Source organism: Rhizobium leguminosarum bv. trifolii WSM2297 (assembly GCF_000271845.1).
On sequence record NZ_JH719393.1, the window covers coordinates 746942 to 769128 of the forward strand.

Here is a 22187-nt window from a genome sequence, read left to right on the forward strand (position 1 = left end):
GGGTGAAATCTCGACACAAAGGAACATCCGCCGCATGACCCCAGAGAAGTTACCGGTCTCAATATTTTTGCAGCAGAGCCGCCATCCTCAGCCCTCGCGTTCTATTTCGACAAGGGCATCCTGCAATGCGTTGAGCAGCATGTCAGCATTTTCGCGAGAGAAGGGGAGCGGCGGCCGAATTTTGAGAACATTGCCATTCAGTCCTGAGGCACTTATCAACACACGCCGATCACGAAGCTCGCTAACAACTTTCAGCGCGAGGGCGCTATCTGGCTCGCGGCTGTTTTGATTGCGTACAAACTCCAATCCGAGAAACAAACCGCTCCCTCGTACATCTCCAATCGAAGCGAAGGTCTCTTTCAGGCTCTTCATTCCTGCGCGCAGGTAGTCCCCTGTCTTGCGCGCATTTTGCATAAGATTTTCGTTCTCGATAACGTCAAGTACAGCCGAGGCAGCAGCCAAAGAAACGTTGTTGGCCCCAAATGTGTTGAAGTAACGTATACCTCGGCCGAAACTCTCCTGGATGTCCGACTTCATAATGGCCGCTGCGATTGGCATTCCGTTACCCATCGGCTTGCCGGTCACTGCAATGTCCGGGACGACTTCGTGACGCGCAAAACCCCACATGTTTGTGCCTATTCGCCCGAAGCCGGGCTGCACCTCGTCAGCGATATAAAGCACGCCAGCTTTTTTCAGGACATCCACGACGGGTTTGAGGAAACCGGGCGGATCGGCAAAAACGCCATCCGAAGAAAAGATGCTATCGGCGATAAAGGCGGCTGGCGTGATACCCCGGCGGCGCATGTGGCCGATCGCTTTAGTGACGTCGTCTGCCAATGCCGCGCCGACATCGCGATCATTGGCGCGATAAGTGTCGGGCGCCGGCACTGTCAGAACATGCTGACCAAGGGGTACGCTGTCCCCAAGCAACGGCGAGATTTCCGCCGCCGAGGCCGTAACGCCATGATAGGCGTTCTCCGTAATGATGATACCGGTACCACCTGTATAATGGCGGGCCAACCGGAGGGCTAGATCGACCGCCTCGCTTCCAGTGCAGGTGTACATGACACGGTCGAGTTCGGCCGGAAATGTCGCCAAAAGCCTTTCTGAGTAGGAGAGGATTTGCTCGTTCAGATAGCGTGTATGAGTATTGAGTTGCGATGCCTGGTAACTTATTGCCTCCACAACGTGCGGGTGGCAATGACCGACCGACGGCACGTTATTATAGGCGTCGAGATAGGCTTCTCCGTCCGGTCCACATAACCATACGCCCTTGGCCTTGGTGATATGGACTGGATTTTCATAGAAGAGCCGATACGACGATCCGAGTAACATCTGTCGGCGCTCGATCATCTTGCGCTCTCGTTCCGGCAGGCTGCCGAGCCGTGCCGAGTCGAACCCGTTGACCATTGGTGCGCTCGGTTTGTGGGAAACGTTTTTCTTCATGCTTTTGATCACCGATTGGCTTGGCGCAGTCTTTCGATAGCGACGGTTCTTGGAATTGCGTCAAGGCGTGCCAACTGCGCCCAAACGCTCGCAGTTTGCGCAGTCAGGCGCTGAGCGTGCTGGGGGAACAGCCCTGCGCGCCATCTCGGAATACAAAGCCGCATCACCAACCGCATGACCGCTGCCTTGTAGATGAGGAGGATTTCGGCATCGGACAGGGCACATTCGATGCGATATCCCCCGATAAGATCGCACATCGCTCCTATCGGATCAGATTCATCCCCGATCTGATAGGCAGCAGCGACACCCACGTCGAAAAGCGTCGGAGCGTGCACCATGTCGCCAAAATCAATGATGCCGGTGATCGTATCCGGCATTGTCGTATCGACAAGGATGTTTTCCATGTTGAAGTCGTTGTGGATGACTTGGGCATCCAGCGTGTTCATGATAGGCACGATCGCCTCCTCGAACTCGCTGATCGCATTTTCGAGGCGTGTTCGCTGATGGACATCAGAAAATGTCGGCAGAACCTCACGCATCCCTACCGCATGTTTCAAATCCCAGGTGATGCGATGCGATGCGGCCTCATGTGAAAAGCTCTTCAAGGCTTTTTGCAAACGCCCGAGCATTGCCCCAACCCGCCGGCGCTGCAAAGGAGACTGTGGCGCAATCCGTTGAGCAACGCCCGGCGCGAACGTGACCATACGTACGCCGCGTTCGCTGCCGTCGTCCGCCACAAAGCGAAAATCCGCGGCACCGTCACGTGTGTGAATGATACGCTGGGTCGGAATTCCCGGATCCACTTCCTCCACATGTAAGAGCGCTAAGCTGTGCATGGAGGTAACAAGAGGATCCTCTGCAGGATTGAGAATTTTTAAAAGATAGGCCGTGCCATCCTCGAGCATCAGGCGAAAATTACTGTCCTTCTCGCCCCACAGCCATGTTGCGCGACCAGAAAGGCCATAATGGTCGCACGCAATTTGTTGCGCTTTGTCACACGGCACCGGGACAGAAGCAGTTTCCAGTTCGGCGCCGAGCACACCTGTTTTAGGATTTTTTTTTGACGCTGACATTGTACCCTTCCACCTATTTTAGGTACGTCTCTTGATGTTTTCTCCGGGCCCTCTGCGCGCAAAATCGGATTATGTCGCTTCGGTCACTAGCTTTGTATTGAAGTAACTTTCCATCGCCTCGGCCCCGCCCTCCGAGCCGTAACCGGAATCTTTGATGCCGCCGAATGGCAGCTCGGGGAGCGCCAGTCCGTGGTGGTTGATAGAAAGCATGCCGCTTTCGATGTCGCGGGCAAGGTCGGCGCTCGTCTTCGCGGAAGTCGTGTAAGCATAAGCCGCCAGCCCGTATGGCAGGCGGTTGGCTTCGGCAATGGCAGAACCGTAATCCGAAAATGCGCTGACGATCGCCATCGGACCGAAGGGTTCTTCGTTCATCACGCGCGCGTCTTGTGGAACGTCGGTCAGAACCGTTGGCTGGAAGAAGTTGCCGAGATTGCAGATCCGTTTGCCGCCGGTTGCAATCCTCGCGCCGCGCATCACCGCGTCAGCGGTCAGCGCTTCCATCGCTTCGACCCTTCGCGCGTTGGCCAACGGTCCCATTGTCGTGCCGTCGCTCAATCCATCGCCGACATTCACTGCCTCGGCCGCCTTGATGAAGCCGTCGAGGAATTTTTCAAAAACGCGTTCCTGGATGAGGAACCGCGTGGGAGCCACGCAGACTTGCCCGGCATTTCGAAACTTCGCACCAGCCAATAGTCTGACCGCAAGATCGATATCGGCATCATCGAAAACGAGTGCCGGCGCATGGCCGCCGAGTTCCATCGTGACGCGCTTCATGTGGGCGCCAGCGAGCGAAGCCAAATGCTTCCCAACCGGGGTCGATCCCGTAAAGGAGATTTTGCGGATGACGGGATGCGGGATGAGGTGATTTGAAATATCGGCCGGAATTCCGAAAACCAGATTGAGGACGCCCGCTGGCAGCCCGGCGTCGGCGAAGGCGCGAACAAGTTCGGCGCAGCTTGCCGGCGTCTCCTCCGGCCCTTTCAATATCATTGAGCAGCCAGCTGCAAGGGCTGCCGAGACTTTCCGCACCGCCTGATTCAATGGGAAATTCCAGGGACTGAAGGCGGCCGCCGGACCGACAGGCTCCTTGACAACCATTTGTCTGACATTGGTCGCTCTCGGGGGGATGAGGCGGCCGTAGCTACGGCGAGCCTCTTCGGCAAACCAATCGATAATGTCGGCGGCCCCCGCCGTTTCCGCTTTGGACTCTGCCAGCGGCTTGCCCTGCTCCAGCGTCATCATTATCGAGATCGCCGCCGAACGGTCGCGAAGGATCTCGGCAGCTCGGCGCATGAGCTTTGACCGCTCGAAGGCACTTACATGCCGCCACTGTTCAAAGCCGGCAGCCGCCGCCGCAAGCGCTTCGTCGAGATCACTGCTGCTCGCGTTCGAGACGCGGCCGATGACCTCGCCCGAAGCGGGATTGACGATGGTGAGGTGATCGTTCGAGCCGTCCCGCCACAGGCCATTGATGTAAAGTTGGGTATCCGGATATCCCGACATGTCACTCTCCATTGCTGTCAGTAGCCAAGCGCACAACCGTCTTTTCGATGATCGGAAGCTCCCAGCAGCGTGTGGTTTTGATCGTCAATCCAGATCGCCTGGGCACCGCCAATCGCCCAATTCGGAGCGACAACCTTGAAACCGCGCGCTTCGAGATTGCGACCGATGGAGGAGCGAAGGAGTCCTTCTGCCTCGACCGTCGCCGTGCCTGGGAGTGGAAAAAGCCGAGGTAGGTCCATGGCGCTCTGGATATCCAGACCGAAATCGAACAGCTTGGAGAGGAAGTGGGCATGGCCCGTTGCCTGATAGTGCCCGCCCATGACGCCGAACGACAGGACAGCTTTCCCGTGGCGTGTCACCAATCCCGGGATGATCGTGTGCATGGGCCTCTTGCGCGGCCCTATCGCGTTCGGATGGCCCGGTTTCACACTGAAGCTCTGCCCACGGTTGTGGAACAACACGCCTGAGTTTGGCGCCATCAAACCGCTTCCGTAGGAATGGAAGATCGAATTGATGAAGCTCGCAACATTTCGATCCTTGTCGACAACCGAAATATAGACCGTGTCCGCATGCTCGGCACCGTCGAGAGCCGCCGTGGCGTCGGCAACCTCATTCATGTCGATCTTGGCGGCAAGACTATCGGCGAGTTCATCGGACAACAGGAATTCGACCGGAACATCCGATACCGCGGTGTCGGCTATCCACCGATCGCGGGCTGCATAGGCCAGTCGGGTTGCTTCGATTTCGACGTGCAGATTATCGGCGCCGAGCGGATCGCCCTTGCGTTCAAAACGCTCAAGTATCTTCAGGATCATCAGAGCGATGATGCCCTGCCCGTTCGGCGGGCATTCGTGCACCGTCCAGCCTCGATAGATCGCGCTGACCGGCTTCACATATTCGCCGGCGGCAGATGCAAAATCCTCAAGCGTATGGAGCCCGCCAAGCGAATTCAGCCGCGCCACCATGTCTTCCGCCACCGGGCCGCGATAGAAGCCGTCACGCCCCAGGGCTGCTATCGTCTCCAGCGTTTGGGCCAATTCCGACTGTCGTTGAACCGATCCGACAGAGGGGACCTGGTCATCGGCCAGGAAAATGCGGCGCGTCGAAGGATCGCGTAGCAACAATTCGCGTTGATTGGAGATGTCGGCGGCAACTCGCGGCGTGATCCCGTAGCCGTCGCGCGCCAACGCTATTGCGGGGGCGAGAATTTCGGAAAGCGGCATCCTTCCGTGATCGGCGACCAGACGCGCCCATGCATCCACCGCACCGGGAACGGTCACCGCATGCGGCGACGATCGCTCGATCGAGGTGATCCCCTTGTCCTGATACCACTCGAAATGCGCCGCAGCCGGCGTGCGTCCGGAGCCGTTATAGGCAACGATATCATCATTGCCATTGGATGCGAGCAGCGCAAAACAATCACCGCCGATGCCGGTGGATCCGGCCTCGACCACGCATTGCACGGCACAGGCCCCCACCGCAGCGTCGATCGCCTTGCCGCCGGCTTTGAGGATATCGATCGCAGTCAAAGTCGCCACAGGATGCGATGTTGCTGCCATTCCATTGCGGCCGACAGCTATTGATCTTCCCGGCATTTCGAAATTTCGCATGTCGTCGATTCCTTCGCTCAGTAGAGCCCGGTCGCCCTGGCCCATGTGTAAGTGTCATCCAACGCACGGGTGGAGCGGTCGAACAATTCGTTGATCTGTGCTTCGGTAATAATAAGCGGCGGGCAGAGCGAGTAGTTGTCGCCAAGGGCGCGTGTGATGACGCCGTGGACCTGGGCCTGCTTGCCTGCGTGAATGGCAATGCCGTCCGTTGGCTTGAAGGGCTCTTTGGTTTCCTTGTTGCGAACCAGTTCGAGGGTCCCGATGAGGCCGCGGCCGCGGGCGTTCCCAACGAGCGGATGGTCGCCAAGTTCCTTCAAGCGTCGCTGGAATACCGGGGCGACATCCCTGACATGACCGACAATGTCGCGCTCCTCATAGATTTTCAGGGTTTCCAAGGCGACTGCGGTCGCGACCGGATGGCCGCTATAGGTGAAACCATGTCCGAATGTCCCGATTTTCTCGCTCTCGGCAACGACCGCGGAATGGACCTTCTCGTTGATCATCAGCGCGGAAATCGGCTGATAGGCGGCCGAAAGCTGCTTTGCCATGACGATCATATCCGGCTGAAGCCCGAAGCTTTCGGAGCCGAACATGGTGCCGAGCCTGCCGAAGCCGCAGATGACCTCATCGGCGATCAGCAGCACGTCGTACTTTTTGAGGATTGCCTGGATCTTCTCGTAATAGGTCGGCGGCGGGACGATGCAGCCACCTGATGCCATCAATGGCTCGGCGAAGAATGCACCGATGGTTTCAGGCCCCTCGGCGAGGATCATCTGTTCGAGCGAATCGGCACAGCGCGTCGCAAACTCTTCTTCCGTTTCGCCCGGGCGACCGTAGCGATAGAATTCCGGGCAGTCCGTATGCAGCACCCGGTCGATGGGAAGATCGAAATCGCGATGGTTGTTCGGAAGTCCCGTCAGGCTGGCCGAAGCAATCGTCACGCCGTGGTAGGCTCGCATCCGCGAGATGATTTTCTTCTTTTCCGGCTTTCCGATGGCATTGTGATAATACCAGACAAGCTTCATGGCCGTGTCGTTGGCCTCGGAACCCGAATTGGCAAAGAACACTTTCGACATTGGCACCGGTGAAAGCTGGATGAGGCGGTCGGCAAGCTCGACCGCGGTCTCATGCGTCTTGCCGCCGAAGCTGTGATAGAAGGGCAATTCCTTCATCTGGCGGGTTGCCGCATCTACCAGCCTCTGTTCGCTGAAGCCCAGCGAGGCACAAAACAGCCCGCCAAGCCCCTCGATATATTTATTGCCGTCGCTGTCGATGATGTGGATCCCCTCCCCCTTGGCAATCACCAGCGGGCCATCCTTCAAATGCTGCGAAGCGTTGGTGTAGGGATGAAGAATGAAGGCGGCGTCGCGGGATTCGAGGGAGTTGAGAAGGATGGTCACAGTGGTTCTCCAAATGATGGGTGTGTTTCGATGGCGACGCTGGGCCGGTCAGCCGGCGCGACCTCTCGGTGCGCCGGCTTCCAATCGCTGCCGAAATGAGCGCTGCCGCTTGATCAATCAAGCGTCGTCTTCATCCACTTCTGTGCGAGTTTGTTGATCGTGCCGTCCGCTTCGGCAGCTTCGATCGCCGCATCGAACATCGACTTCAGGACGGTATCGTCCTTGCGAAGGCCCGCCGCGATGCCCTGTCCGAAGACCCCGCCTTTGAAGGTCGGTCCGGCGATCTTGTAGTCTTTGAAGTCTTCCTTGCCGAGCGTTGCATTCAGTGACGTCTTCTGGGCAACGACGGCGTCGATACGACCGGCCTGAAGGTCGAGGTCATGTTGTTCGACGGTCTTGTATTCCCTGGGATCGATGACGCCCTTGAAATAGGTATCGAGAAAGGCTGTGTTTGCCGTCGACACCTGAGCGCCCACGGCCTTGCCCTTCAGGGCGTCGCGAAGCGGCTGCAATTCCTGCTCGACTTTCGCCTTGTCGCCGGCGAGGTCGACCGTCGTTCCCGTTCCCGGCAGATCTGCGAGAGGGCCGGTTTTATCGACCATGAAGGCGGCCGCCGTCGACGCATAGGGCTTGCTGAACGAGATGACGGCAAGGCGCTTCTCGGTAACGATCATCGACGCCATGATAGCGTCGAACTTCTTTGCGCTGAGCGATGGAATCAGCCCGTCCCAATCCTGGGCGACGATGGTGCACTTGATCTTCATACGAGCGCAGAGGTCGTTGGCAAGGTCGATCTCGAAGCCTGCGAGCTTGCCGTCGGGGCCGGTGAAATTCCAGGGCTCGTATGCGCCCTCGGTTGCAATGGTGATCTCCGTCGGTTTTGTCTCAGCGACGGCAACGCCAGCCGACAGCACGCCAAGCAAAGCGGACGTCAGCAAAAGTTTTGATAGTTGCATATTGGCATTCCCCTTTTTGTTGCACCCTGCCCTTTTCCCAAGGCAAGGCTGTTGCAGACTCCGCGCGTCCGCGATTTACCAGGACGCGCGAACCTTGATTGCCTCGGCCGCAAGGCAGAGGAGCTCGAATAAGACATGAGCGGCAATTTGCGCCGTGTTCGAGGTAGGGTCGTATTGCGGAGCGATCTCGACGACGTCGCCGCCGACGATGTTCAAACCTGCAAGACCGCGCAGAATTCCAAGCGCCTGGGCGGATGTCAGCCCACCGACCTCCGGCGTTCCGGTGCCGGGCGCAAATGCAGGATCAAGAGAATCGACATCGAAGCTGACGTAGGTCGGGCCTAATCCGGCTATTTCTCTCGCTTTTGCGATCACGCCTTTGATGCCGAGATCGGCGACTTCCTCCGCATGGATGACGGTCATGCCGGATGCATAGGAGAATTCCCAGAGATATTCGGAATTTCCTCGAATTCCGATCTGGATCGTCCGCCTGGGGTCAAGCACACCGTCGAGAACCGCCTGGCGGAACGGCCCGCCATGATGGAATTTGCAGCCCTCAAACGAACCGCCCGTATCGCAATGTGCATCGATGTGGATCATCCCCACCGGCCGATGCCTGCCGACCGCCCTGAGAATGGGAAGGCTGACCGAATGGTCGCCGCCGACCGCCAAGGGCACGACTCCAGCTCCTATCAGGTGGTGGACAAATCGTTCGATATCCTGGTGGGATGCAGTGAGATCAAAACGGCTTTTGAATGGGACATCGCCTACGTCGGCAACGCGCGCAGTTGCAGTCGGGACGGCTCGCAGAACATGATTGTAGGGACCAACCCGATCGACATTGCGCACGGCTCTCGGCCCGAACCGCGCACCCGATCGGTTCGTCACCCCGAGATCCATGGGAATTCCGAAAAGCGCAATGTCCATATCCGTGAAATTGGGTGCAGCATCGGGACGATACGCGGCCTTCAACAATGTCGGAACGCCGCAGTAAGGCGCCTGACGGCTATCGCCGTCACCGAAGACCAGTTCGGCGACTTTTCGAAACTCCGCATCGAACATTTCATCGCCCGACGCATTCGAATAGCGCTTCCGCAATTCGTCCAGACTGAGAATCTCCGACATTCGACCTCCATGTGTTTCGCCCATCAGGCCGCGATCAAAAGCAGGCAAAGAGCTATTGCTTGTTGTCGCCAACATTGTATACATAATCGTATTCTTCTTGATTGGGCAAGAGGAAAAACGTTATGGTGTGGTTCGCCGGAACCCGGTGAACCAGAGACGGAAGGGGAATTGATTGGCACCGACCAAAACGGAACAGCGAGGATCATTGCGCGAGAGCACCTATGCGCAATTGAAGGATCTGATCCTCAGCGGCCAACTTCGTCCTTCGGAGCGCCTTTCTGAAGTTACGCTAGCCAAACGCTTCGGCGTCAGCCGAACGCCGCTGCGTGAGGCGCTGATGAAGCTCGAAGAAGAAGGGCTTGTCGTCGGGCAGCGGAATTTCGGTTACACGGTGACCGATCTCGATGTCACCAAATTCTGCAATCTCCTGGTCGTTCGCGAAGCGCTCGATGTCTGCGCGGCGCAGCTCGCCTGCGAGATGGCGACCGAGGAAGACCTTGATCGGCTTCGCGGCGTCATCGTCCAGATGGTGGAACTCAAGGAGACGACCAACGAAGCGCCGTCGGACGCTGCGCGCAATCTCGATCTCGGACTGCACATCCATCGCGTGATCGTCGAATCGACCCGAAACGAGGCCCTCGTGAGGGCGACGGATCAAATTTACCAGCAGCTTCGCCTGGCGCTTTGGCTCGAAGTGCTTTGGGTTGATCTGGAACACACGGACCTCGACGAGCATCGGGCAATTGCCGACGCCATCTGTGCACGCGACAAGGAGGCGGCCGCGATCGCAGCTCGGGCGCATGTGCAAAGCTCGCTCAAGAACATGTCGAAGCTTCAGCGCATTTGGGCGCACCGGCGCGCTGCCGAGTGAAGCAACCATGATCAGTCATCAAGAGGTCCACGCATGGCATTTATCGGTAGTTACCTGACTCTCATCGGTTTCGGACCGACCGGTTGGGGGTGGCTGCTTCTGACCGCGGCGGCCATGACGATCGGTGTATCCGTCTGCGGCTTTCTGGCGGGAACGGTGATCGGCTCGGTCGTCACCTTCATGCAGTTGTCCCGCCACATGGGCCTACGCTGGCTTGCCGACTGCTACACTACCGTCCTTCGCGGCGTACCCGACCTTCTGGTCATCTATCTTTTCTATTTCGGCGGCAGTGCGTTCCTCGGGACTGTCGGTGGCCTTTTCGGGTATCAGGGTTTTATCGGAATGCCGGCCTTTTTCACCGGTACGCTGGCGCTTGGCGTGGTTTCGGCGGCCTATCAGGCCGAAGTATTTCGCGGAGCCTATAGATCGGTTGCGCGCGGCGAAATCGAAGCTGCCAGCGCCGTCGGTATGCGGCCTTGGCCCAAATTCAGGCGTATCGTCGCCCCGCTCGTCCTTCGCTACGCTATTCCCGGGCTTGGAAACACCTGGCAACTCGTGCTGAAGGAGTCGGCATTGATCTCCGTCACGGGCCTCGTCGAACTGCTGCGCCAGTCGCAGATCGCTGCAGGTTCCACTCGCCGGCCCTTCGAGTTCTACCTGTCAGCGGTCGTTCTCTACCTCGTCGTAACCTGGTTCTCCTCGATTGTGTTCAGACGAATGGAAGCTCGAACGACCCAGGGCGTGAGGAGAGCGCTATGACGGATATCGGCTTCATGTGGGATACGTTTCTCACGCTTCTCACCGGTGTGCCGCTGACCCTCGAGCTTGCGGTCACCTCCATCCTGGCAGGAAGCATGTTGGCGCTTGCGATCTCGCTGCTGGCAGCAACCGGCGGTGCAACGGGACGAGCCGTAACCAGTGCCTACGTCTTCGTCTTCAGAGGGTCGCCTCTGCTCGTCCAGATGTTCCTGATCTATTATGGCCTCGGCCAGTTCCGGCACGGATTGCAGGACCTCGGGCTCTGGTGGTTCTTTCGCGAGCCCTATTGGTGCGCGGTGCTGGCGCTTACACTGAACACGGCCGCCTATTGCAGCGAAATTTTTCGTGGGGGCCTGAGGGCCGTTTCCAGCCAGGAGATCGAGGCGGCACGCGCCTGCGGGATGTCGGGCGTTCTTCTGTTCAGACGGATCATCCTTCCGATCGCCATCAGACATGCGCTGCCGGCCTATGGCAACGAGATCATCCTGATGCTCAAAGCCACGGCGCTGGCGTCCGTCATCACGATCATGGAAGTGACCGGCCTGGCCGGAAAGTTGATCGCCGACAGCTTCCGCGCCTTCGAGATCTTCATCGTCGCGGGGGCGATCTACCTCGCAATCAATTTCATCGTTACGCGCATGCTCTTGCTGGTCGAATTTTGGCTTTCGCCGCACATGCGCATGCGGCTGCAATCTTAGATGGGAGTATGCATGTCTGACAGGGGAACATTTTCGGCTGGCGACAACAAAGACAAAAACGCTGCCGTTTCAGTCAAAGATCTTCGGAAATGCTTTGGCCCGCTGGAAGTCTTGAAAGGCGTTTCGTTCGAAGCGCACGAGGGCGATGTGGTTTCCATTCTCGGTTCGTCCGGATCGGGCAAATCGACGATGCTGAGATGCCTCAATATGCTCGAAGTTCCCGACAGCGGGGAAATCCGTATCGGCGGTGAGGTATATGGTCTGAAACGATCAGGGCACAGAACCGTGCCTGCCGACCGCAGGCAGGTCGATCGGATCCGCGAACACATCGGCATGGTGTTTCAGAGTTTCAATCTTTGGTCCCATATGACGATCCTGGAAAACCTGATCGAAGCACCGGTGCACGTCCAAAAACGTAACCGTGCGGAATGTATTGCGGAGGCCGAAGCCCTGCTTGAACGGGTCGGTATCGCCGACAAGCGAAACTTCTATCCCGTGCACCTGTCCGGAGGGCAGCAGCAGCGCGCCGCAATCGCTCGCGCGCTCGCGCAACGCCCGAAAGTAATGCTGTTCGACGAGCCGACCTCGGCCCTCGATCCCGAACTCGTCGGCGAAGTGCTCAAGGTGATGCGCTCGCTTGCCGAAGAAGGCCGCACAATGCTGATCGTGACCCACGAGATGGCATTTGCGCGCGACGTTTCCAACAAGGTGGTGTTTCTCCACAAGGGTGTTATCGAAGAAACCGGCGCGCCGGCCGAGCTTTTACGCAGCCGAAGTCCGAACGATTTCGGCAGTTTCTCGCACACGAGCGCCACTGAGAGGTCGACAGCGGATACAGATTCGGCGGTCGATAACTAATTTCACCTGAGACAGCGCGACATGCCCTGGAGCCAGGCTGCAAAGATCATTGCCTGGCCCACATGCCGAAGGTCGAAAAGGCTAAACGGCAAGAGCGCCAGGCCGATGCTGGACGCCCGAAGATGCCCGCCAGCAGCAAGCGCTGCCCTAAAGAATGCGCGCTGATCTGCTCGTGCCAAAGCGAATTCTCCTAATCGCGGGCGGTCGGAAGCTGGTAAGCAAACATTTTTTATTTTCTACCAGATCTATAGAATTTGTATCCTTATCGCGGCGCTCGATTTCTTTCACCGATAGGTTCGGCAGAATTGGAGATACCGATGAATACCGTGCTGAGGCAAGCAGATCAGATCCGGCCCGTGGCCGCCCGTATCGGCAGCGACGAAGAAGCGATCGCAATCGCCCGGAGGCTGGCGGCGCAATTTGCCGCGCGCGCCGCCGAGCGCGACGCCGACCGGCTCCTGCCCTTTGCCGAACTCGATCTTCTGGCGCAGTCCGGACTTCTGGCGATCACCGTGCCGGCGCAATATGGCGGGCTCGACGTGTCCAACGCCGTGCTTGCCGAGATCACCGCGATCCTGGCGGAGGCGGACGGTTCGATCGGCCAGATCCCGCAGAACCATTTCTATATTCTCGAGGCGCTCAGAACCGACGGCAACGAGGAGCAGCAGCGCTATTTCTTCGGTCGGGTGCTTGCCGGCGACCGCTTCGGCAACGCGCTTTCCGAGCGCGGTACGAAGACGGTCGGCCATTACAACACGCGCATCACGCGCGACGGCCCGGGTTACCGGATCAACGGCCGCAAATTCTATTCCACAGGCGTGCTCTTCGCCGATTGGATCACCGTCTTTGCGCTCGATGCGGAGGAGCGGCTGACCATGGCCTTCGTGCCGAAGGGCACCGAAGGCGTCGAGATCGTCGACGACTGGGACGGTTTCGGCCAGCGAACCACTGGCAGCGGCACGACGATTCTCGACAATGTCTATGTCACCGCCGATTCCGTGGTCTTCCATCACAAGGGCTTCGAGCGGCCGACGACGATCGGCTCGGTCGGCCAGATCATCCATGCCGGTGTCGATCTCGGCATCGCCAGGGCGGCCTTTGCCGAAACGCTTGAGTTTGTCAGGACGAAATCGCGTCCCTGGATGGATAGCGGCGTCGATCGCGCCTCCGACGATCCGCTGACGATCGCCAAGGTCGGGCAGATTGCCATCCGGCTCGAAGCCGCAACGGCCCTCGTCGAGCGCGCCGGCCACAAGGTGGATGCCGCGCAGGTCGAGACGACGGAGCACAAGGTGGTCGAGGCGACGCTGGCGGTCGCCGCCGCCAAGGTGCTGACAACTGAGGTGGCGCTCGAAGCTTCGAATACGCTCTTCGAGCTCGCCGGAACCTCGTCGGTGCAGATCGGCCACAATCTCGACCGCCACTGGCGCAATGCCCGCACTCATACGCTGCACGACCCGGTGCGCTGGAAATACCACGTCGTCGGCAACTATCATCTGAACGGCGTGACGCCGCCGAAGAACGGCGCGCTCTGAGTTTTCGGCTTATTCCAAAATCCCGCTGCCGGCGCCGGCAGCGGGGTTTGCTTTCGATACGGAAGCGCTCGCCTCAGCTGTAGAGGCTGACCTCCGGTATCCTGCCGTTCAGCACGAATTCACCAACTTCCCTCGCCTTGTAGAACACCGGATCGTGCAGCGTGTGGGTGCGGACATTGCGCCAGAACCGGTCGAAGCGGTATTTGTCCGCCGTCGAGCGCGCGCCCGTCAGTTCAAAGACGCGCGAGGTGATATCGAGTGAAACATGAGTGGCGTGGACCTTGGCGGTATAGGCTTCGGCCGCTGCCTCTCCGCGCTCGCGCGCCGTCACATCTCGGCCTCGGGCGAGGCCCGCCTGCACGGCGGATGCCGCGCTGTCGGCAAGAGCTGCCGAGGCCTTCAGCGCTGCGGTAAATTCGCCGACCCGCTCGAGGATATAGGGGTCGTCGGCGGCCCGCTCGACGCCTGATGTGATCCACGGCCGGGTCGTGGTTCTGACATAGTCGACGGCCGCCCGCAGCGCGCCTTCGGCGGTGCCGAGATAAAAATTGACGAAGACCAGCTGAATGAACGGGGTGTTGAAGGTCGACAGCACCGGCGGCGCGACATCGGGAGCTGCGGGCGCACCAACGAAATCCTCCTCGTAGACGGGGAAGTCGTGGAATTCGACGCTGCCGCTGTCGGACAGGCGCTGCCCGATATTGTCCCAGTCGTCATTGGCGACGTAGCCAGGGCGATTGGTGGGCACGGCGAAGCCGGCGATCTTGTCGTCTAGCGTCGCATTGGCATTGATGTAGTCGGAGACCCGCGCTGCCGTGGAGAAGGACTTGCGGCCGTTCAGCACATAGCCGTTGCCGCGGCGGGTGAGCACCAGCCCAGGATCGCGCGGATTGACGGCTGCGCCCCAATAGAGGCTCTTCTCCACCGTCTCGCTGCCCAGCGGATGGGCGCGGGCGCCGTCGAGTGCCCAGTAGATGTACTGGCTGTTGACATAGTGGTAGCCGAGCAGCTGGCCGATCGAGCTCTCGCCGCGGGCGAGAATGCGCACCAGCCTCAGTCCGTCGACCCAATCGAGGCCGCCGCCGCCGATCTCTGTGGGATGCAGCGCGTTGAGCAACCCGGCATTCTTCAGCTTGACGATCTCGGCAAGTGGTGGGCGGCCGTTACGGTCGAGTTCGGCTGCGCGCTGGGAAAGGTCGGCCGAGATCTCCTCGGCACGGGCAAACAGATCTTCTCGCGTCGGATTGCGGCTCACCGCAAAGACGACATTGGACTGGCTCATGGGCGGAACTCCAATTCTTCAAATAATGATCCGGCGCGAGCTGCACGCTCCCGCCGGATCGAGGTGAAAGGCCTCAAAACAGCTTGTCGGGGATCCAGCCGGCGGTCACCGCATCGCTGGTGCTGAAGGCGGGGACCTTTTCGGCCAGTTCTTCGATTGTCTTGACGCCGGCCGCGCGCAGGCTCTCCTGCGTCAGGAGCGTCGGCTTCACGGTAATCTGATGGGGAACCGTCTGGCCGGCGATTTCGAGGGCGGCAGCGCGGATGGAGACGGCGCCGACGACAGCCGGATTGGTGGCGACGGTCGCGACCCAGGGGCTGCCTTCCTCGGTGATTTCCTGAATGTCGGCTGTCGAAACGTCAGCCGAATAAATCTTGAGCTTTTTGGCGACGCCGAGATCGTTGGCGGCGAGCTTCACGCCGCGGGCGAATTCGTCATAGGGGGCAAAGACCACCGAGATATCGGGATTGGCGGTGAGCGCAGCCTTTGCCTGGTCGGCGGTCGACGTCGCCGTTGTGTCGCTGACATTGCCGAAGCGGGCTTTTTCGGCCACACCTGAATTGTCCGACTTGAACTTCTCCCAGACCTCGTTGCGGCGGTCGAGCGGCGCAAAGCCCGCGACATAGACGTAACCGGCGTTGAAGCTTTTGCCGTTGTCCTTCACCACCTGCTCGAGCGCCAGCGATGCAAGCTCGTGGTCGCTTTGCTCCACCTGCGGGATCTTGGGGTTGTTGAGGTTGACGTCGAAGGCCACGACCTTGATGCCCTTGTCGATCGCCTGTTGCACGACGTCGCCAAGCGATTCCGGTAGTCCGTGGTCGATGACGATGCCGGAGACCCCGAGATTGATCGCCTGCAAGATCTGTTCGCGCTGCTCGGCGGCATCCTGCCGTCCCGGGAAAATGCGCAGGTCGATATCCAGCGCCTTGGCCTGGGCCCCAGCGCCCGCCTGGTAGGCCTGGAAAAAATCACCGGCCGAGATATAGCTGATCAGCGCCACCTTGACACCACCCTTGTCGAAGGGAGCGGGAGCACCGGACAGGCCGCCGGCCTGTGCGCCTTGAATGAAAATGAACGGAATGACGGCGGCAGACAGTGCGAGCCGTGCGAGGGATTTCATCGTCGCGTTCCTTCTAGCAAACGAAAGCGTCGTCTGACAGGTTCGGCAGCCCTCGCGACGCATCGGATCATTTAGATATAATCTCTATGTTTTTAGTAGAGTAAATGATCCGATTTTACCGGCTGCGGGAGATTCTTTGTTTCCCGAGGACAGTTCGCCAGGGAAAGGCGTACCTGGAGTTCGGCCGCCCGGACAGGGCACACTCCCGATACGAAATGCAGTCCCGGACCCTTGTCGATGCCGCTTATTCACATTGAAAATATCACCCGCAGTTTCGGGTCGACGCACGCGCTTGCCGGTGCTGATCTTTCGATCGAGCGCGGTGAGATCGTGGCGCTGATGGGTGCAAACGGCGCGGGCAAATCGACGCTGGTAAAAATCCTTTCCGGCGTGCTTCCGGCCGATGGCGGCACGGTCAGTCTCGGTGGTCGTCCCTTTGCGCCGCGCGGCCCGGCCGAAGCGGCAAAGGCCGGTGTCGTCACCGTGCATCAGTCGACGGATCTGATTGGTGCGGCCGGTTTGACCGTTGCCGACGCCCTGCTTCTCAACCGTTTCGCTGATCGCAGCACTCCCTTTTTCGTCTCGCGCGCGGGCATCCGCCGGGAGGCGCAGTCGATACTCGATGCCGCCGGCTTCATGCTGCCGCTCGACCGCGATTTCGGCGAACTCGCCAGTGCCGACCGGCAGTTGGTGGCGATCGCCCGTGCGCTTGCCAACCGGGCCGATCTCCTCATTCTCGACGAGCCGACAGCGAGCCTTTCCGGAGAGGAAAGCCGCCGGCTTTTCGATATTCTGTTGGGGCTACGCAAGCGGGGCTTGGCAATCCTCTATATCTCGCATCGTACCGCCGATCTCGAAGTGATCGCCGACCGCGCGCTCGTCATGCGCGGCGGCCGCGTCGTTGGCACTTTCTCGCGGCCGATCGATTTTTCGAGTGCCATCGAGGCGATGATCGGCCGCAGGCTGGATGCGGCGCGGCCGGATGCGCGGTCGGCAACCGGCCCGGCGATTTTCGAGATGCGCGACATCAGGCTGCTGCCGACCGGTGATCCTTTCGATCTGTCGCTGCATGAAGGCGAGGTGGTGGCGGTGACCGGCGTGCTCGGCGCCGGCAAAAGCTGGTTGCTCCACGCGATCTTCGGCGTGACGGCATTGAGCCATGGTGCGATGTTCCTCGACGGTCGGCCATACCAGCCGAAAAGCGCGGCCGACGCGATTGCAGCAGGTGTCGCCATGGCAGCAGAGGACCGCCATCGCTCCTCGCTGATGCCGCCGGCATGGCCCGGCCATTCGCTATCGGCGACGATCAGCCTGCCGCATCTTTCCAAATGGTATCCGCGCGGTTTTCTTGTTGGCGGCCGCGAACGACGCGAGGCCGAGCAGGCAATCGCTCGTTTCGGCATCAAGGCCGCAGGCCCGCTCGCCTCGGTCTGGTCGCTCTCCGGCGGCAACCAGCAGAAGGCGGTGATCGCCCGCTGGGAGGCGGAACCGAGCCGGTTATTGCTGCTGGACGAACCCTTCCAGGGCGTCGATGTCGGCGCCCGCCGCGACATTATCGTAGCAATCCGTGCCCGCACCGACCGGGCGACGTTGATTGCGACCTCCGATCCGGAGGAGGCCTACGAGGTGGCAGACCGCATCCTCGTCATCGACCATCACGTTTTGAGACCGGCGGCAGGCGGAATTGCCGCTCCTTTCGCCATCCAGGGAATATCCGCATGACGACGATCGACGACGACACTCTGCCGCAGGCAAGCGCCCGGCCGAAGGCAGCACCGCAAGCCGCTAGCGGCTACCTTGCCGCCCTTGGTGCGTTTCTGCGGGCCGGCGCGGTGTTCATCCTGCTTGCCACTCTCGCGGTCGGCTTCACCATCGCCGAGCCCGCCTTCATCAATATCGCCAATCTGATGAGCATCCTGCAGGCGGTGTCGGTCGTGGCGATTCTCGGCGCCGGCGTCACAGTCACGCTTGCCGTCGGAGGGTTCGACCTGTCGATCGGTGCCGTCGCCGCATCGAGCGTGATGGCTGCCAGTTATGCGATGATCGTCTGGGGGCTCGACGCCTATGCGACGGTGCCGCTGGTGCTCGCCTTCGGCGCGCTGGTCGGTCTCGTCAACGCCTTTCTGATCGTGCGCCTGAAGGTGCCGGATCTGCTGGCGACGCTGGCGATGATGTTTTTGCTTTCCGGCCTGCAACTGATACCCACAGCCGGTCGGTCGATTTCATCAGGCCTCACTCTGCCTGACGGCTCGAAGGCGACCGGCGCCTACGACCCGGCCTTTCTGCTGATCGGCCGTTACAGCATCTTCGGCACCCTGCCGGTTTCCGTGGTGCTGATGGTGACGGTCGCCGTCGTGCTCTTCGTGCTCACCGAACGTACCCGCATCGGCCGGCTGCTGTTTGCGACAGGCGGCAACGAGGTCGCCACCCGGCTCGCCGGAGCTTCGACAGTCAGGCTGAAGACTCTTGCCTATGTCCTGTCGGGCACGCTGGCGTCTATCGGCGGCATCGTCATTGCCGCCCGCGTCGGGCGTGGCGACATTTCCTCTGGCGGCTCGCTGCTGATGGATTCAGTTGCCGCCGCGCTGATCGGCTTTGCCGTCTTCAACCTCAGGCGTCCGAACGTACTCGGCACCATTGCCGGCGCCGTCTTCGTCGGCGTTCTGCTGAACGGCCTCACCATGCTGAACGCCCCTTATTACACCCAGGATTTCGTCAAGGGCGCCGTGCTCGTCGGGGCCTTGGCGCTGACCTATGGCCTCGGCCGCAGCAATCCCTAATCCCAAGGAAGAAAGACATGACCCGCCAAATCAGGCTGAACGCCTTCGACATGAATTGCGTCGGACACCAGTCGCCGGGGCTCTGGCGGCATCCGCGCGACAAGTCCTGGACCTACAAGGACCTCGATTACTGGGTGCATCTGGCAAAGACCCTGGAGCGCGGCAAGTTCGACGGGCTGTTCATCGCCGACGTGCTCGGCGTCTACGATGTGCTGAACGGCAATGTCGATGCGGCCCTTCGCCATTCAGCGCAGGTGCCGGTCAACGATCCGCTGCAGCTCATCCCGACCATGGCATATGCGACCGAGCACCTCGGCTTCGGCCTGACGGCCTCGCTCTCCTTCGAGCATCCCTACACATTTGCCCGCCGGATCTCGACGCTCGACCACCTGACCAAGGGGCGCGTCGGCTGGAATATCGTCACCTCCTATCTCAATAGCGGCGCGCTCAATATCGGCCAGCCCGCGCAGACAAAGCATGACGATCGCTACGACCTCGCCGAGGAATATCTGGAGGTCTGCTACAAGCTCTGGGAGGGAAGCTGGGAGGACGGTGCGGTTGTCCGCGACCGCGAGACCGGCATTTTCACCCACCCTGACAAGGTCCACCCGATCGGCCATTCCGGCAAGCACTTCAACGTGCCCGGCATTCACCTAAGCGAGCCTTCGCCACAGCGTACGCCCGTGCTCTACCAAGCCGGCGCCTCCAGCCGCGGCAAGGATTTCGCCGGCGCCCATGCCGAATGCATCTTCGTGGCGTCGCCGTCGAAACCCGTGTTGAAGCGCTATGTCGCCAATGTCCGCGAGGCGGCCGAACGCGTCGGCCGCAACCCACGCGAAATACTCGCCTTCAATCTGCAGACCGTCGTTCTCGGCGAGACGGATGCCGAGGCGCAGCAGAAATTCAACGAATACCGCAAATACGCCTCCTTCGAAGGTGCGCTGACGCTGATTTCCGGCTGGACCGGCATCGATTTTGGCCAGTTTGAGCCGGACGAGGTGCTGCGCCACCGCCATACCAATGCGGTGCAATCAGCGGTCGAGACCTTCACGACAATCGATCCCACCAAGGAATGGACGGTGCGCGAAATGGCCGACTGGGTCGGGGTCGGCGGCTTCGGCCCCGTTTTCGTCGGCTCGCCGCAGACTGTTGCCGATCTGATGCAGGAATGGGTCGAGGATACCGACGTCGACGGCTTCAACCTCGCTTATGCCGTGACGCCCGAAAGTTTCGAGGATGCCGTCGATCTGTTGGTGCCGGAACTGCAGAAGCGCGGCGTCTACAAAACCGACTATACAAAGGGAACGCTGCGGGAAAAGCTTGGGGGTCACGGACCGCGGCTCGTTGCTCCGCATCCGGGTGCGACCTATCGCGATCTCTTTAAGGAGCCCGCACGTTTCGCGGCCAATGGCTGAGTGAATAATGGCTGGGTGACAAAAAAACATCTCGCCCAGCCCACCATTCGAATTTAGTTTCTATGACATTCGCCGGTTCGTTCTGAATACGGGCGCTTGGCATTTCACCGACCAGGAGGGGTCATGACCGTACCATCTATCTCGCGGCGCACGCTGATGAAGAGCACGGCCCTGCTGCTTGCCTCGACGGCGCTCGCCCGGCAGGTGCTGGCACAGGATGCACCGAAGGGCGGGAGGCTGATCGTCGCGGCAGATTCCGAGCCGAAGAACCTCAATCCTGCCATCGTCGCTTCAAACGGCGTCTTCTTCATCGCCAGCAAGGTGATCGAGCCTCTGGCGGAAGCCTCATTCGAGGGCAAGGACGGGCTTGTGCCGCGTCTCGCCACCTCCTGGGAGGGCTCGGCCGATGGCCTCTCCGTCACCTTCAAGCTGCGCGACGGCGTGACCTGGCACGACGGCAAGCCGTTTACCTCGGTTGATGTCGCTTTTTCCGCGCTCCATATCTGGAAACCGCTACAGAATCTCGGCCGCCTGGTTTTCGCCAATCTCGAAGCCGTTGATACCCCTGACGATTACACCGCCGTCTTCCGCTTCTCCAAGCCGACGCCGTTCCAGCTGATCCGTAATGCGCTGCCGGTCGTGACCAGCGTCGTCGCCAAACACATCTTCGACGGCAGCGATATCGCCACCAATCCGGCCAACAACACGCTCATCGGTACCGGCCCCTTCACCTTCGCCGAATACAAACCCGGCGAATATTACCGGCTGGCGCGCAATGAGACTTACTGGGACAAGGAACAGCCGAAGCTCGATGAGATCGTCTTTCGCGTGCTGCCCGACCGCGCGTCGGCGGGTGCCGCACTCGAAGCCGACGAAATCCAGCTTGCCGCTTTCTCGGCAGTTCCGCTTGCCGATCTCGACCGCATCTCCAAGGTCGATGGCATCAAGGTGATTTCGAAGGGTTACGAGGCCTTGACCTATCAGCTCGTCGTCGAGATCAATCATCGCCGCAAGGAGCTCTCCGACCTCAGGGTCCGGCAGGCGATCGCGCAGGCGATCGACAAGAAATTCGTGGTCAACACGATCTTCCTTGGTTACGCCACCGCCTCGACCGGACCGGTGCCGAAGAATTCGCAGGAGTTCTATACATCCGATGTTGCGGCCTATGACTTTAACCCCGCCGCCGCCAACGATATTCTCGATAAGGCCGGCTACATCAAAGGCCCGGACGGCAACCGCTTCAAGCTGAAGCTTCGCCCCGCGCCCTATTTCAACGAGACCCGCCAGTTCGGCGATTACCTCCGCCAGGCGCTTGCGGTGATCGGCATCGATGCGGAGATCGTCAATGCCGATGCGGCCGCCCACCAGAAGGCTGTTTATACCGACCACGACTTCGACCTTGCCGTCGGTCCGCCGGTATTCCGCGGCGATCCGGCGATCTCCACCACCATTCTCGTTCGATCCGGCACACCGGATGGTGTGCCCTTCTCCAACCAGGGCGGCTACGTCAATCCGGAGCTCGACAAGATCATCCTGCAGGCCTCCGAGACCGTCGACACGACGGCGCGCACCGATCTCTACCGCAAGTTCCAGCAGCTCGTCGTCGCCGATCTGCCGCTGATCAACGTCGCGGAATGGGGCTTCATTACCGTCGCCCGCGATACGGTCCTCAACGTCTCGAACAACCCGCGCTGGGCCGTCTCGAACTGGGGCGATACCGCGCTGCAGTCGTGATAGGATCGGCGGCAATTCTCTT

Annotated in this window: 17 protein-coding genes and 1 pseudogene; 9 read left to right on the forward strand and 9 right to left on the reverse strand. The window is 60.1% G+C overall.

The features are described 5' to 3' along the window. Positions 1-87 precede the first annotated feature (87 nt). The 7 genes from RLEG4DRAFT_RS07295 to speB form a co-directional block, all read right to left on the reverse strand. Positions 88-1410 (reverse strand): aspartate aminotransferase family protein, encoded by a 1323-nt coding sequence (locus RLEG4DRAFT_RS07295; RefSeq protein WP_003576505.1) that lies wholly within the window; start codon positions 1408-1410, stop codon positions 88-90. Between the two features lie 44 nt (positions 1411-1454). Further along, positions 1455-2519, reverse strand: a complete 1065-nt coding sequence (locus RLEG4DRAFT_RS07300) for a phosphotransferase (protein WP_003576507.1) — start codon at positions 2517-2519, stop codon at positions 1455-1457. A gap of 69 nt (positions 2520-2588) precedes the next feature. Next, entirely contained in the window at positions 2589-4022 is a 1434-nt protein-coding gene (locus RLEG4DRAFT_RS07305) for an NAD-dependent succinate-semialdehyde dehydrogenase (RefSeq protein WP_003576508.1), read from the reverse strand. A 17-nt stretch (positions 4023-4039) separates the two neighbouring features. Further along, entirely contained in the window at positions 4040-5632 is a 1593-nt protein-coding gene (gene ggt, locus RLEG4DRAFT_RS07310) for a gamma-glutamyltransferase (protein WP_003576510.1), read from the reverse strand. A 17-nt stretch (positions 5633-5649) separates the two neighbouring features. After that, complete coding sequence (locus RLEG4DRAFT_RS07315) at positions 5650-7032, reverse strand: aspartate aminotransferase family protein (protein WP_003576511.1); 1383 nt, start codon at positions 7030-7032, stop codon at positions 5650-5652. 113 nt (positions 7033-7145) lie between these two features. Beyond that, positions 7146-7988 carry a transporter substrate-binding domain-containing protein gene (locus tag RLEG4DRAFT_RS07320; protein ID WP_003576513.1) on the reverse strand — a complete coding sequence of 281 codons (843 nt, stop codon included), beginning with the start codon at positions 7986-7988 and terminating at the stop codon, positions 7146-7148. Between the two features lie 75 nt (positions 7989-8063). After that, complete coding sequence (gene speB / locus RLEG4DRAFT_RS07325; RefSeq protein WP_003576515.1) at positions 8064-9113, reverse strand: agmatinase; 1050 nt, start codon at positions 9111-9113, stop codon at positions 8064-8066. Positions 9114-9285: 172 nt separating this feature from the next. Here speB and RLEG4DRAFT_RS07330 point away from each other — a divergent pair, with 172 nt between their 5' ends. From RLEG4DRAFT_RS07330 to RLEG4DRAFT_RS07350, 5 genes and pseudogenes are all read left to right on the forward strand, one after another. Then, the gene (locus RLEG4DRAFT_RS07330) at positions 9286-9984 is read left to right on the forward strand and encodes a GntR family transcriptional regulator (RefSeq protein WP_003576518.1); all 699 of its coding nucleotides are present in this window, start codon (positions 9286-9288) and stop codon (positions 9982-9984) included. A 33-nt stretch (positions 9985-10017) separates the two neighbouring features. Continuing rightward, on the forward strand, positions 10018-10743 hold the full coding sequence (locus RLEG4DRAFT_RS07335; protein WP_003576521.1) for an ABC transporter permease: 726 nt from the start codon (positions 10018-10020) through the stop codon (positions 10741-10743). Beyond that, a complete protein-coding gene (locus RLEG4DRAFT_RS07340; protein WP_003576523.1) occupies positions 10740-11441 on the forward strand; it encodes an ABC transporter permease in 702 nt (233 codons plus the stop codon). Before RLEG4DRAFT_RS07335 ends, RLEG4DRAFT_RS07340 begins: the two co-directional genes overlap by 4 nt. Before the next feature lie 12 nt (positions 11442-11453). Beyond that, positions 11454-12259 (forward strand): annotated as a pseudogene (locus tag RLEG4DRAFT_RS07345) (ABC transporter ATP-binding protein). A gap of 357 nt (positions 12260-12616) precedes the next feature. Further along, entirely contained in the window at positions 12617-13834 is a 1218-nt protein-coding gene (locus RLEG4DRAFT_RS07350) for an SfnB family sulfur acquisition oxidoreductase (RefSeq protein ID WP_003576528.1), read from the forward strand. A 73-nt stretch (positions 13835-13907) separates the two neighbouring features. Here the strand turns inward: RLEG4DRAFT_RS07350 and RLEG4DRAFT_RS07355 are convergent, their stop codons facing one another. Both RLEG4DRAFT_RS07355 and RLEG4DRAFT_RS07360 read right to left on the reverse strand, forming a co-directional pair. Then, positions 13908-15116 carry an acyl-CoA dehydrogenase family protein gene (locus RLEG4DRAFT_RS07355; protein WP_003576530.1) on the reverse strand — a complete coding sequence of 403 codons (1209 nt, stop codon included), beginning with the start codon at positions 15114-15116 and terminating at the stop codon, positions 13908-13910. A gap of 73 nt (positions 15117-15189) precedes the next feature. Further along, positions 15190-16236 (reverse strand): substrate-binding domain-containing protein, encoded by a 1047-nt coding sequence (locus RLEG4DRAFT_RS07360; RefSeq protein WP_003576532.1) that lies wholly within the window; start codon positions 16234-16236, stop codon positions 15190-15192. Between the two features lie 237 nt (positions 16237-16473). Between RLEG4DRAFT_RS07360 and RLEG4DRAFT_RS07365 the strand changes: the two genes are divergently transcribed. The 4 genes from RLEG4DRAFT_RS07365 to RLEG4DRAFT_RS07380 all read left to right on the forward strand — a co-directional run bounded on the left by RLEG4DRAFT_RS07365 (position 16474) and on the right by RLEG4DRAFT_RS07380 (position 22165). Next, positions 16474-17958, forward strand: coding sequence for a sugar ABC transporter ATP-binding protein (locus RLEG4DRAFT_RS07365; RefSeq protein ID WP_003576533.1), 1485 nt, complete (start codon positions 16474-16476; stop codon positions 17956-17958). Next, entirely contained in the window at positions 17955-19016 is a 1062-nt protein-coding gene (locus RLEG4DRAFT_RS07370) for an ABC transporter permease (protein ID WP_003576537.1), read from the forward strand. Before RLEG4DRAFT_RS07365 ends, RLEG4DRAFT_RS07370 begins: the two co-directional genes overlap by 4 nt. A 17-nt stretch (positions 19017-19033) precedes the next feature. Then, complete coding sequence (locus RLEG4DRAFT_RS07375; RefSeq protein ID WP_003576539.1) at positions 19034-20431, forward strand: LLM class flavin-dependent oxidoreductase; 1398 nt, start codon at positions 19034-19036, stop codon at positions 20429-20431. 123 nt (positions 20432-20554) lie between these two features. Continuing rightward, positions 20555-22165: an ABC transporter substrate-binding protein gene (locus tag RLEG4DRAFT_RS07380; RefSeq protein WP_003576541.1), complete on the forward strand. Its 1611-nt coding sequence runs from the start codon at positions 20555-20557 to the stop codon at positions 22163-22165. The last annotated feature ends 22 nt before the right edge of the window (positions 22166-22187 follow it).